Raw genomic sequence first — 13,117 nt, forward strand, 5'->3', positions numbered from 1 at the left:
TATGCAACAATCTTTTTTTATCAAAATACCGATTACAATTATTGCTGATATAATTCATTAATCATCATAATTTATCCTAATATAGGATCATAATAATCTCGAAAAAACTCAAATAAAATAGTATAGTTTTCGATATTTTTTTTGATAGTTTTATTAAAAATGGTGTAAAAAAACAACTATAAAGCATCAAAAACACAATTTTATTTGTGCATATTTACATAAAAATCTCTTAAAAAATATCGTATGTAATCTTTACCTAAATATCTATATAATAATTACTAATTTGTTCATTTACATATTAAATTTATGTACTAAACATATACCATATATAAAGAAGAAAATAACGATTCATAATTATTTATATATTGCTTTAAAATTGTCTTTATAAATATGGAATAATAATAAAATATGGCTATAAATATGATTGAAATTTAAACAATGATAATGATATTGAAAAATAATATATTATTGCTTTCCAAAATTAATACAAAACATCATTTTAGCTAGTATCTTTTCCATTACTAAAATTTCACTCTAAGCATAAAAAAATTAATATCTAAATCAACTCACTATATATATTGTATAGTATATAAGACGCTCAATCAGAATATAAATATCAAAATATAATTCTCAACAATTTATAAAGAATAGAATATTTTCTGTAATAATCTTTGTTAATTTTGATCCAATTAATATTATTTAAATATTTTAAAATCATAATTGTCTTTTAATATAATAGTTTCAGGATTTGATGCATAAAAAATGACCGAGTATTAGTTTATTAAATAACCAATTCTCGATCAGATGAAACTCATATATTAATGTTTATTAATAACAATATTAATTGCACTGTTTACAGTGATACTCTATTCAGAGTATTCTTTTTTACTTAAAATATTGCTACAAAGAACGAGCCGCTTAAGAAAATATAATTTTACCACTTTCGCACCTGTATAAGATCACAGATCAACTATCAAATCCACTTGATTGATAAGATAAGATTCTCAATCAGCATGATAACTGCTAGCTTTTAGTTTTTATTTATATTCAGCTTGTTTAAGAGCTTCTCTTAAAGCAGGATCAACGGCATAAATATAAAGGCCATGTACCCCTCTAGTCATTAAAACGTTAAACTCATTTCTTAGGAGCTTATCTGCATAGCTTTCCTGTGAATGCAATTTATTAGTTGCTTTTTTATTTTGACTCTCATTTAAATCATGAATTATTTTGCCGTTTCGATACTTTACTGAAGGACCTAAAACAACTCCAACATAATTCAAATCAAAACCCTGAACAGTATATAAAGAGCCTATTTCATTAATTGTATAATCTTTTTCTGCCCAAGGTAACTCACTGTATTTAACCAATCCATTATGGTGTTTTTTCTCATATTGATCACGTCTTTTTATTTCGTAATTCCAAGGCATCTTCCAATTTCCTTCAGAAATTTCCCAATATTTTTGTTCAGGTGGAAGTGCCTCTTTTCCACCTGAATATTTCCAATCAAAAGTTGCAACCATTCTACTTATACCATTAAATTGTGTTCTATTTATGTTAGTAATTTCCTGCTGCATTTTTTCTGGATTATCAAATATTTTTATTTCATATTTTGAGTCCTTAGGAATTGGTAAAATTTTATCATCATCAATAAGCGTCCGAATCCAATGAATTGTTTCTTCGCTTGCATCAATTCTCATCTGATTCTTTAATTTAACAATTTGACCACCTGTCTGATTGACAAGTTTGTATAAGTAGTTATTATCAATTATCGAATTAATAGATAAGACTTGATTAGGATCAAAAACCGCCAAAACAACACGAGCCCTTTTCAAAATATCATCAATCATTTTTTGACCATGACCATAATAAGATTGACTCTTTTGTGTTAATAACAAGTGAGCTTCATCAATTATAACAATATCATCCTTAGTAGAAGTCTTATTAATAAACGTTGCTGGTTTCATAATTTTAATATTACGATCTTCAGGAAAAAGTTTATTAGAAATCTCTTCATATACTTTTAGTTGCTCATTTTGGTTGACAAGAATTGAAACTTTTAAATTATTCTTTTCCGATGAACGATTTTCGTGGACCAAATCATAAAATATATTACTAACCAGAACAGTTTTTCCAGAGCCTGCTTCCCCTTCAACTAAAATTAATTTTGCGATTTTTGCATTAGAGGAAGTCTGGAGTGCCTGATCTATTTTAGTAACAACTTCCGTTTTGACCTTTAATTGTTCATTAGTTAGCTTGTTAAAGGGTGAGGCTTTAAAAATAGCTTTAGTTTTCAGTGATTCAGCTTCTGGAAATAAAACTGGTTTTTTCTTATTTAATAATGCCCATATTTGATTAAATAAGTCATTAAATTCATCGGAATCATAATATTTATTTTGATCATTAAAACGTCGATTATTTAGTTTAGAAACGGCTGAAACACTTGTCAAATACTGCATAAGCCTATTTTCTATATCCAAAGTCATTGATTTATTAAAATGATTATGACCAATTACATACATTTCAGCATTTGGAGATTGTTTAAAGTCAGCGAAATCTTGTCGAATTTTTGGATCTTCACCTAAATGTTCGATTGTTCTTCGCTGAATATCGTTTGTTTCACCAACATAAACCACATATTTGCCTTTATTGGATAACAAAGAATTGATTATATAAACAGTAGGATATTCTGTGAACAACTTTTCAGTTTCATAGTTATTCCCATATTTTTGATGGATTTTACTTTCAAGTTCCTTAGCATTTTTTACATCATACTTTGTTTCAAAGATAACTGGGCTCTGGTTTTTATTGTTCAATTTTATGTTCTTACTCCCTTTAGATGCCGAAATATTAATTTTTGATTATCCGTATTTCCTTATTGGAATAACATAGTCTGAAAAAGCCGATAAGTATAATCACAAATTAATATCACTTAAAAATGGCAAAATTGATAATTTTATATATTGATATTTTGTATATAAGATATAAAGAAACTACTATCTGCTTATTACTAACAAAATATCATCCTTAACTTTAGTTAAAGCTTCATGATAACGTTTGCTTCTCTAAAACTAATCACAAAAAAGTTAACCGACTGCCATAAGTATATGCCTTTTAATCTATTATAAGTCCCTTTGTCAAAAGTTAAAATATGAATCTATTTTTTGTTAATTTAGTAGAAATTGTTTGCCATTCCAGTCTCATTTGACAAAAATTAAAAACCAGCTTTCAAAATCAATATATATCAGATAAAACAAATTAATCTGCCACATCTAATCTTAATTTATTCGGCTATTTTCTTCATCTGCATTCCCAGTAATTAAAATTGCTATTTTTCTAATTAAACTTCAGTAAATTGATATAATCTAATTTCTCTTGGCTTAAAAGGAAGCTAGTTTTGACCAGAATTACCATTTTAATAACTAATAATGACACTTATTCAACCATTTAAAGTATTACTCCAATAAAAAAAGATTTACCTATTATACTTATTAGCAGAAAGGAGGGCTAGGAATGAAAATTAATTGTCATGTCGATCCTAATATCAGTGAAGAGCATGGTGAATTATGGATCAAAAAAATGACACCAGCAATTAATGAACTTTTGCAAAAATTAGCACAGTCAGAAAATTCATTATGGTGCCATTATCAATCTCAAATTTATCCGATTAATTTTGAAGATATTTATTCACTTGAGGTTGCTAATAGGGATATTAAAATTTATACAGAAAAACAGCAGCTTATATATAATGATCGGTTATCCAATTTAAAAACAAATTTACCCAATTATTTTATTGAGGCTTCACGCAGCGCCATATTTAATTATCAACACATCGATCATCTGGAATTACTTAATAATGGATTAATTGATGTAGTTTTAACTAATAAGCATAGAGTTCAAATATCAAGAAGAAATATTAAGAACCTGAAAGAGAGGCTAGGAATATGAAAAGCATTAAAAAAATTATTAGCTATACATTTAGGTTTTCAGCTGAAGGAACCCTGTATGGATTGATTGTTTCACTTTTTTACAATTTTTCAAATAAAAGCTCAGCATATTATCCTTCAGGTCCTAGTTTTACTACAAAATTTGCTAACCCTCTTAGTGCTATGACTGTTTCAGTAATTCTTTGGGCATTAATGGGATTAATATTCGGTTTTGGCAGCTTTGTTTTTGCTATTAGACAGTGGTCCTTATTAAAGAAGACAATCGTTAGTTTTATCATTTACTACATCGGGTTTACCCCGCTTGCATTTTTAGCAGGTTGGTTTTCATTAAATATCGTTAACTTTATGATTTTTACTGGACTTTTCATCTTAATTTACGTCACAATATGGTTTATCAGATCTTACCAAGTTATAAGAGAAATCAGAGAGATCAACAATAAAATTAAAAAGAAATAGTTGTGATTATAATAGAGGTTAAACTAGAATATTATTGTTTATCCATTAATTATGAAGAAGCTGAGCATATTAATGCTCAGCTTATTTTGTTATAAGATAATTCAATAATTTAAGAATAATTATTTTAATACAATTTTGGAGGATTACCTTTATTTTTAGCTACTGTTCTTACATCAGCCTCCCATTCTCTCAGCAATTCTAAAAATCCTTTTTTTAAATAATTGCAACAATCTTTAATATCAAAAACTGGCATAAAATTACTAATTATATCCTTTCTCAATATGAGTTCTTTTAAGTGCGATCGCTAACAATCCATTGAATTATAACATAACCCACCTTATAACTTTTATGGCGCTTTTACATCATAATCAGTCACACCTAAAGTTCTGGATTCTAATCCTTCTTCTTGTAGAAATTTTGTTAGACAGTCTAAAAAATAATATTGTATCAATTGGCATCGGTCTACTTAAAAAAAATAGGTATTATCATTGTAACTACTTCTTTCTAACAAATAGTAAAATTTAAAACGCTTACTATATATGTAACTACTAAAATAAACAAACTTTTCAATTTTAAAAAATGAATAAATTATTTAAATACTCTTTATTATTGTTGCTTTATTTTCTCAATACAATAAAGTGGGTGCTTATCATAAGTAACTGATCGCCCTAGATATTTCTTATAAACTAGTTTTTATTACTTTATGTTACATTTATTATTTTTATCAAGTACTATAACTACCTCTACAGGTAACTTTTACAGAATCATTTCTAGATAAATTTATAACCCAATCTTTTGAATTTTTTAATTTGCCAATTATAAAAACTACTATATATACTATAAATAATCTTATATGAAGTGCACAGTAAAAATTGATAAACCAATTAGATTTAAGAATGCAAATTCTCCACATAAGAAAATAAAACAAACATAAATATTGAACTGTTAGTTTTTAAGTAGCCTCTTATCATAAGAATTATATTTTACAAACTGGCCTTAAAACAAAATACAATAGAAAAGTTGCATAATATTTAAAACAAAATTAGAACGCATTTGCTTTCAGATATGTTACAATATAGTTATAAAAGTCACGGAGGATCTACAAATGGCAAATATTAAATCTACTACAATTCGATTTGACAATGATGTATTGGAGTTAATTCATAAGCAAGCTAATTTAGATGGACAATCCACTACTGAATATATGCGTAATGCGGTGCTGGAAAAATTAGAAGATAGCCTTGACTATCAGGATGCTGTCGACAATATTCGTGCATCAAATGGTCACACTGTTTCACGAAAAAACGCCAAAAAACAATTAGGCTTGGAGAAATGAAATATACGTGGTCATTTAATCAAAAAGCTTTTAAAGATTTCCAAAAAAATCTTGATAAACCTGTCCAGTATCGAATTATTAAATGGTTGGATTCTCATATTGAAGGAACCGACAATCCAAGAATATGGGGTAAAGCGCTAGAAGGACAGTTTGGTACATTATGGCGTTATCGGGTAGGCAGCTACCGAATCATAGCTGATATCCATGATGAAATCTTTAACGTTGTTGTAGTTAAAGCTGGTAAAAGAAATGACGTCTATAAAAGAAGATAAAAATATCGCTCTATGGTATAAAGGCCACTAGAACTAGTAATAAATTAGTTCAATTAAAACTACTAACTGACATTAAAGATAATTTAGATAAAAATTTTTCAACAAACGACATCTTGACTATATTTCAGATCTTTCCTGCAAGTTTCTCATAAGCAAAATCAGGCACTTTTTTGTCAAGTTCATTTTTGGAAATGTTCTCTATCGTTATTAAAATATATTAAATTTTTAAATATAAAAGTATTTGACTTTTATATTTAGTAGGAATTGGACCAAATACTTAAACTGTCTTTTTAATTTACTTAAATCAAAATTGTTAATATTAATATGGCAAATCACTACTCTTTATATAAACATGTGGAGCATATTTTCTGACCATTTCTGTAATCTCTTGCTTCTCAACATTACAAGTCGGAGATATAGTAACCGATCGGATACATTCAGGAATAAATTCACAATTTATATAATTAACATTATCAATTTTTAGCTCTGGCAAAATCGATCCATCATTTTTTTTCAATGAAACAAATCTAAATTCTTCTTCATGAAATAACTTTGAATTTTTAAAAGCCATATTGAATAAAGCGATATTTTTAGAACAGCATGTCAGAATTTCTCTAATATCGTCAGGGTCATTTTTTAGTCCTCTGTAAGCGTCCAACCATTCTTGTGCCAATGGTGCTACATATTCTTCTTGTTCTTGTGCATTGTATAACACCTTTAATGGAAAAGTATAGGCATCTCCTAAACTAAATTTATTAAAACTATCTTTACCATGTGAATTGTGAGAAACAAGCATATGCATCACATCTTTTTCTCCTAATTCTAGGGCAAGCCCATCTTGTCTACCATATACATAAAAAAGGGTCTCTGAATCCTCATTTTTTGAAAAAGACCAAATATAAGAATCATGAAAAGGCTGATTATCAACCATTTTTTGAAAATTATCTATTTCCTCATAAGTTGCTTTTTGTTTTTCTAAATACGAAATAGCTAAGCTGCTTGCCCATCTAAACTCATTAGGATCATTCATAGACTTAGCTTGCTTTATTCTGAAGTAACCAGATTTTAATATATTATTTAGGGAACTAACGGTGGTGTAATGAAATAGTGGTGTATTGTCTTCCGCACTATCTGAAAATTTAAAAATGTTATCTTTTAAATCTGCATGTTTATGGAAATCTGAACTTGGATCGTGATAATTGACAATTGCTCTTTTTCCATAATCATTTAGGTTTAAGATCATTGATTTAGTAGCCTCTGGAACATTACTAGTTAACATATTTTGCAAATAAGAATTTATGTAATTAGCATCTCGCATACGCATAAAATAACACCTACCTTACAATTTCCACGATATCACTAATCCACTAACTATTTGTAAATCTATCAGATCAGTATTAGTTCCTATAAATTAAATTGTTGTAACTCAAATGAAGCATCACCAATAATAACTTCATTTGTATTAAGCTCCAATATCATTATAAAGAATAAATTCAACAACTTTGCAACAGTATCTACCAGCTTAAAATCGTCTAGTGTCTGAGACAAGTTTTTAAATCCAATATTCTAAGCATTCTCAAGAACAACGCAAATTTTAAATTCAATCATAATTAGATTATCAGATAGTCTAATTATGTCATAAATATTCTTAGTTTGGTTATTCAACTTATTGTTTAAAGTCGTGTTAATTAAACTAATAACATAGCCTGAGAATAATCATTTGAAATTGTTCGAATTATCTGTGGTAGATATTGGGCCTTAAAAAATTTTAAGCTGTCCATTACTTTTGACAATTCAAAATCACTATTCTCAATATCTTATTACCAAATCTAATAAAGATAATTATAGGATACGTAATAGTCTATAAAATCTTGAATTCTATACTGCCTAATTTAAATAGTATTAATAATATCCGAATAATTTGATTCACAAATTTTAAGTAAAATATGTTATGTTTTTATTCTTTCTAATTTTAGTTATTGATACCGAAACACTATTAAACTTTCACAATTTACCCCTTATCTATGTCACGATCAATAAGTAATTTTCAAAGCTTTTTATAGCTCAAAATATATGATCATTCCCCTCTCTTATTTTTAACACCCAAGGTTCTACCAAATAATTCATTTCCTCCTCGATCAAGCTTTAACACTTGATTTGATTTAATTATTTCCTGTATATCTGGGTCTAACTCATCTACTTTATCAATTGCAATAAATACCTGCTTTATTTGCTTATTGTATAATTTGATAATGTTTTGGACTCGATCAACTTCAATATTTGAAAACATTAACGAATCATGGATTAAAAACGGTAACTCACTAAGTCTTAAACAGGCTAAGTCAAACAAAATTGTTCCTTTATATTCACTACCAGTTCCTGTATCCGCAGAAGTATTGAAAGTATAGTGCTTACCATCCTTAATATTTAAAACTGGTGGAGATACTTCGGAATTGCCGCATACTTCGATATTCATATCTCTCATCGCCTGATTTACATTGTTTTGTGATATGTCTAGACCTTTCTTCACGGCTTTATCCCATTGACCCTTACTTTCTGATTTTTTCTTCTTTAATTCCTTACTTTGTAGAAATAGATCATTAGAATTCTTTAGATTTTGAATTTCATTATCATACCGACCTATCTTCTCAATTAATACCATATTAATCGCAGGTGACTGATTAACTTCTTTAACTTTGTCTTCAAGACCCGATATTGTTTCGTTAATAATACTAAGCTGGTCTTGAAGTTCCTTAATAGAATCTTTGAATTCCTTATTCAAAATATTTACGAGGTTTTTATGAAAATGTTCTACCTGATCTAAATATTCAACATTGAGATTGGGAAAGAATTTTTGTAACTGTTCGAAATTCTGTTTTTTCACTTTAACCTTAAGGTCTTGATTTCTTTCAATAGCACGAATTTGAGAATGTAAAAATCCTTTTTTATCTTTAAGATTATTTATAACTGTTATTAACTCTCTTGTGGAATCATCTTTAACTGCTTTTGTAGTCAGTAGATCTTTTGCACTCTCATCTCTTAACTCTTCTATTTTTAGTCGTAAATTCTTGATTATATCTTGATTACGCTTGAAGGCAGTCACATTGGGTGCTGCCTTAATAAAATTATATTTACCAGCATTCGAAAGCGTTTTTAATTGAGAATCAAATTCATCATAAGCCTTTTTTAGAGCATTAATTTCTTTATAACTCTTAAAAATTTTTTCAAATTTAATAATCTGTTCAGCTCTTGACTGACCCATTGCTGCTTGCAGCGGTGATTCAATTAATTTTGAAGGGGTTCGGGGATGAACTCTAATGAAATTAGCAACCATATCTCTGAAGGAGGTATCAGGGATGGATATACCATAAATATCAAGTAGAGTTTTACGATATTTTTGAATATTAATGGTTCTTAGTACTTCATAGTTTTCATCACAAATATTGACATTATATGGTGTTTGGGTAGACCGAGAAAAATATTTAATTCCTTGTTCTGTTTGAAAAGCAAACTTTACTGTATGTGGCCCGACTTCTTTAATATCAGTAATATTATCCACTATGTAATCATCACCACCAAATGCAAAGTCAATAAGCATTAAAAAGGTGGATTTTCCTATAGAGTTAGCACCACGTTTACCACCAACAACAGCATTTAGCCCTTCATGAAATACTATATTTTTTCGTATTTCCCCATAACTTTTAAATGCGTCACAACTCAATTCCAGTAACATAAGCTAATTTTCCATCCTCATTTAAAGTAATTTTTCCAAGAATAAAACAACAGTCGAGCGCTTCCAAATATTCAGCAATATCAACAAATTTATTCTTGCATCTTGTGTATAAGATTACAGGACTAATTTCATACCATTTATCTATTTCTTCAAGTAAAACTGGTATTTTTGGTAAAATACTTTCTTCATAACTAATAGCCTTATTAGGCAATCGCATTTTGTTCAAACACCTCACAATTTTGTACAAAGAAAGAAGTTACACATTTACAAGCTAATCGTCGATCGTCATAAAAACCTAAAGTTTGTTGCATCCAATCTACCATTGCTTCAAATTGTTCTTCTTTTGTTTCCTTAAATTTTTTAACTTTAATAAAAGCAAATCGTACCTCTTCACAAACTTCATCAAATTCTATTCCATCAGTTCTCGATAAATTGATAAATTCTCGATTAATAATGTTGTAATAGTATTGAACTTGATTAGTTATCTCTCTTTGGAGTAAATAATTTTGGGGTAATTTCTCTTTAACAGATACGGGATTCATCACTAAATCAATATCATCTGTTGATTGCTGATGAAGATTAGCAATCTTTTCAACCACTTGAGCTACTTCATGCTCTAGATTAATCCCTATTAATTGATTCTCTAAATCAAATCTATTTATTGCCTCCTTTTTAATTTTAAGTAATTTTGAATATTCGTCAATTTCTGGTGCTTTTTCATAAGAATTAGCACAATTCAAGCAAAGTGAAATTTTATTATCATCTGCATCCAATTCTTTGGGTGCTTTTTTTATTATCTCAAAGCTACCTAGAATGTCTTGATCAAGCCAATAAGGGAATATAGATGTAATTCGATACTGTGGTACATTCTTACCATTTTTCTTCTTAATTAACAATTTATGACATAACGGACATCTATTACCAACCTCACGTAAAAAAAAGATATCAGTATCCTGAACGAATGAGGTTAGTTCAATATCTTCAGGATTAACATCATTCTTCTTTTTAGTTCTAAATTCAATTATTTTTTCAAAAATATGAGAGCTAATTTTGAAACAGTCATCTTCATCGGCACTGAAGTGGAAATTTCTTAATTGTTTCAGTACACTGCGACATTGTTCAATGCTAGCATTGTTCTCGAAATACTGTTGAAATTTATCAGTATCTCTCAAAGCGTAAATTCGTTCAGCTACTGCTCTACCCATATTACGCACTTTTCCGCCATTCCTGTTTAACCAAGAGGAAATAGTACTTCGCTTAACAAGTTGTTCATCATTCAATGGATTGAACTTGTCCACTTGATCCAATACACGTTCTTTATGAGTTACTGGTTCACGAATAAATGTACCAACTAGTTCAATAAAATAATCAGGTAAAGAACTGCCTTGACCGAATTCTTTATAGAAGATTCTAAAAAATTGATTCAGGTTCACACATGATCCCTCCAACCATTTCGACACACTTCTACATTTTATGTCGAAGAGCTTCAAACTTGGTTTCTCATAATTCGATAAATTAAGTATGTAAATTGTTATTGGCTTACTTCTCAATACATGAGTGATCGATGTATTTGGAAATCATTTTTAGTTAATACAATTTCATTTTAAAGGATTGTTTGGTTTTTTCAATACTATTTTTGTAATTGTAAATCAAATTATGGCGTGTGTTGCTTGATCAACAACTTTTACTAGCATGCCAACCATTTTAATAACCTTCTGTAACTAAGTCACTAGTAAGGCGGCGTTGCAGTATCCGAGCGATTTTTATCGTTTAGGTCTGTTTAACGTGCTTTGCTAGTGCTTTTTTGCATACCTTCATTCTTTTCGCTCGGTAAATAACTGAATGGAGGAATTTTTATGTTTTTCAAAAATCCTGATTACTTTGTAATTTCCGCAAACGACAATGGAATGACGATTCGTATCAAAGCTACTAATAAAATTGTTACTGTAAACCGAGTCGTAGGTGATGTACTAATAGATTTTAACAACGAACAGTACAACTCTGATCACCGATTTGAACGTCATAACAGTAAACCATTTTTCAAAAATGATGGGACAGAAATTCATAAATTAGGATCACTACCAGATCGATCATCCCTTGAAGTGACTTCAGTATATGAAAAGGAAAAGATCTTAGATGACCTAATTAATAAAGAAGATGCAAAAACCCGAAAGAAGTTAATTGACCTATTGCCAGAAGCTGTTGCCACTCTGACCGACAAACAAAAATACGTCATTAAGCGTTATTACTTCGATAGACTAAAGAAAAAAGTAATTGCCAAAGAATTGGGTATCTCAGCCATGATGGTTAGTAAACATACACATGCAGGCTTAGCAAAGCTCCATAAATTCTACCAAAATGTTTTTAAAAAAATGAACTAATTTAGGTTTATTTTTTATTTCTTCTGGCTTTTAAACGTAAGGTTAAAATCCTACAAATAAAATTAATTAGAAAGGAAGTGATTTCATGAAACATCAGGTTTTGATCAATGTTTCCAAGCAACCAATAAATAACAATATTATTAGTTTCAAGAGATTTGAAATTCGTGAACGCCTTTCGCCCTACCTACTTGATAATCTTAAATATATCAAAAGAAATTGATAAAAATTACTAGATTAGAAAAAACCAATAAAATTGTCGACAATCAAATTTACAAATCAGCTAGTAAATAGACTGCCTGGATTCTAAACCAAGAACTAACGCTTCTAAATCCAAACCAGCTGATAAATTTAAGGAGGAAAAATAAAATGTCACAAAGTACAAAAGTAATTACTGGAATCAATACTCGTCTTTCTTACGCTAACATCTGGAAACCCAAGTCCATCAATGGTTGTAAAGAAAAGTATTCAGTTTCTTTAATTATTCCAAAGTCTGATACCAAAACAATCCAAAAAATTAATAAAGCTATTGATGCTGCTATAGAAGAAGGAATTAGTAAGTTTGGTGGTAAGAATCTAAACAAGGCAGCTTTGAAATTGCCTCTCCATGATGGTGATGTTGAAAAGTATGATCCTAACTATGCAAACTGCTACTTTTTAAATGCTAATTCCATCACTCCTCCACAAATTGTGAACAAAAAAGTTCAACCAATTTTGAATCATGATGAGGTCTATAGCGGTTGCTATGCTCGAGTTTCCATTAGCTTTTATGCATTTAATATTAAAGGTAATCATGGGATTGCTTGTGGATTAGGTAATATTCAAAAAATTCGTGATGGTGAACCACTTGGAGCTCGTTCAACTGCCATTAATGACTTTTCAGCCATCGATGATAAATAAGACTTCTTGGCATAATAATTTATGGGTAGCCAAATGGGCCGCCCATTTTTTATGGAAGATATTATGAAATCTATATCAATTGGCATTGAAATTTACTC

11 protein-coding genes are annotated in these 13,117 nt (G+C 29.2%); 6 read left to right on the top strand and 5 right to left on the bottom strand.

Annotated elements, in window-relative coordinates:
• Window positions 1-1,037 precede the first annotated feature (1,037 nt).
• Complete coding sequence (locus tag JG29_RS04370) at window positions 1,038-2,813, bottom strand: DNA/RNA helicase domain-containing protein (RefSeq protein ID WP_045922752.1); 1,776 nt, start codon at window positions 2,811-2,813, stop codon at window positions 1,038-1,040.
• A 697-nt stretch (window positions 2,814-3,510) separates the two neighbouring features.
• Between JG29_RS04370 and JG29_RS04375 the strand changes: the two genes are divergently transcribed.
• The 4 genes from JG29_RS04375 to JG29_RS04390 all read left to right on the top strand — a co-directional run bounded on the left by JG29_RS04375 (window position 3,511) and on the right by JG29_RS04390 (window position 6,008).
• Window positions 3,511-3,945 carry a LytTR family DNA-binding domain-containing protein gene (locus tag JG29_RS04375; RefSeq protein WP_045922753.1) on the top strand — a complete coding sequence of 145 codons (435 nt, stop codon included), beginning with the start codon at window positions 3,511-3,513 and terminating at the stop codon, window positions 3,943-3,945.
• On the top strand, window positions 3,942-4,400 hold the full coding sequence (locus JG29_RS04380; protein WP_232297089.1) for a DUF3021 domain-containing protein: 459 nt from the start codon (window positions 3,942-3,944) through the stop codon (window positions 4,398-4,400). The genes JG29_RS04375 and JG29_RS04380 overlap by 4 nt, the downstream gene beginning before the upstream one ends.
• Before the next feature lie 1,105 nt (window positions 4,401-5,505).
• The gene (locus JG29_RS04385) at window positions 5,506-5,736 is read left to right on the top strand and encodes a DUF6290 family protein (RefSeq protein WP_045922754.1); all 231 of its coding nucleotides are present in this window, start codon (window positions 5,506-5,508) and stop codon (window positions 5,734-5,736) included.
• Window positions 5,733-6,008: a type II toxin-antitoxin system RelE family toxin gene (locus tag JG29_RS04390; protein WP_045922755.1), complete on the top strand. Its 276-nt coding sequence runs from the start codon at window positions 5,733-5,735 to the stop codon at window positions 6,006-6,008. The genes JG29_RS04385 and JG29_RS04390 overlap by 4 nt, the downstream gene beginning before the upstream one ends.
• A gap of 319 nt (window positions 6,009-6,327) precedes the next feature.
• On the opposite strand, the gene JG29_RS04395 is transcribed toward JG29_RS04390, so the two are convergent.
• From JG29_RS04395 to JG29_RS04410, 4 genes are all read right to left on the bottom strand, one after another.
• Complete coding sequence (locus JG29_RS04395; protein WP_045922756.1) at window positions 6,328-7,332, bottom strand: hypothetical protein; 1,005 nt, start codon at window positions 7,330-7,332, stop codon at window positions 6,328-6,330.
• A 753-nt stretch (window positions 7,333-8,085) separates the two neighbouring features.
• Window positions 8,086-9,741, bottom strand: a complete 1,656-nt coding sequence (locus JG29_RS04400) for a DUF2326 domain-containing protein (protein ID WP_045922757.1) — start codon at window positions 9,739-9,741, stop codon at window positions 8,086-8,088.
• Window positions 9,719-9,958 (bottom strand): ABC-three component system middle component 7, encoded by a 240-nt coding sequence (locus tag JG29_RS04405; protein ID WP_045922758.1) that lies wholly within the window; start codon window positions 9,956-9,958, stop codon window positions 9,719-9,721. Before JG29_RS04405 ends, JG29_RS04400 begins: the two co-directional genes overlap by 23 nt.
• Window positions 9,945-11,174 (bottom strand): ABC-three component system protein, encoded by a 1,230-nt coding sequence (locus JG29_RS04410; protein ID WP_045922759.1) that lies wholly within the window; start codon window positions 11,172-11,174, stop codon window positions 9,945-9,947. Before JG29_RS04410 ends, JG29_RS04405 begins: the two co-directional genes overlap by 14 nt.
• Before the next feature lie 423 nt (window positions 11,175-11,597).
• On the opposite strand from JG29_RS04410, the gene JG29_RS04415 reads away from it, so the two are divergent.
• Together JG29_RS04415 and JG29_RS04420 are read left to right on the top strand one after the other, a co-directional pair.
• Entirely contained in the window at window positions 11,598-12,122 is a 525-nt protein-coding gene (locus JG29_RS04415) for a sigma-70 family RNA polymerase sigma factor (RefSeq protein WP_045922760.1), read from the top strand.
• A gap of 366 nt (window positions 12,123-12,488) precedes the next feature.
• On the top strand, window positions 12,489-13,019 hold the full coding sequence (locus JG29_RS04420; RefSeq protein ID WP_045922761.1) for a DUF2815 family protein: 531 nt from the start codon (window positions 12,489-12,491) through the stop codon (window positions 13,017-13,019).
• The last annotated feature ends 98 nt before the right edge of the window (window positions 13,020-13,117 follow it).

Source organism: Bombilactobacillus mellis (assembly GCF_000967245.1).
Taxonomy (GTDB): domain Bacteria; phylum Bacillota; class Bacilli; order Lactobacillales; family Lactobacillaceae; genus Bombilactobacillus; species Bombilactobacillus mellis.

Bases quoted from the DNA above. Each gene is read 5' to 3' on its own strand.
- JG29_RS04390 (WP_045922755.1), top strand. From the start codon at position 5,733: ATGAAATATACGTGGTCATTTAATCAAAAAGCTTTTAAAGATTTCCAA.
- JG29_RS04375 (WP_045922753.1), top strand. From the start codon at position 3,511: ATGAAAATTAATTGTCATGTCGATCCTAATATCAGTGAAGAGCATGGT.
- JG29_RS04420 (WP_045922761.1), top strand. From the start codon at position 12,489: ATGTCACAAAGTACAAAAGTAATTACTGGAATCAATACTCGTCTTTCT.
- JG29_RS04395 (WP_045922756.1), bottom strand. From the start codon at position 7,332: ATGCGTATGCGAGATGCTAATTACATAAATTCTTATTTGCAAAATATG.
- JG29_RS04380 (WP_232297089.1), top strand. From the start codon at position 3,942: ATGAAAAGCATTAAAAAAATTATTAGCTATACATTTAGGTTTTCAGCT.
- JG29_RS04405 (WP_045922758.1), bottom strand. From the start codon at position 9,958: ATGCGATTGCCTAATAAGGCTATTAGTTATGAAGAAAGTATTTTACCA.
- JG29_RS04385 (WP_045922754.1), top strand. From the start codon at position 5,506: ATGGCAAATATTAAATCTACTACAATTCGATTTGACAATGATGTATTG.
- JG29_RS04400 (WP_045922757.1), bottom strand. From the start codon at position 9,741: ATGTTACTGGAATTGAGTTGTGACGCATTTAAAAGTTATGGGGAAATA.
- JG29_RS04415 (WP_045922760.1), top strand. From the start codon at position 11,598: ATGTTTTTCAAAAATCCTGATTACTTTGTAATTTCCGCAAACGACAAT.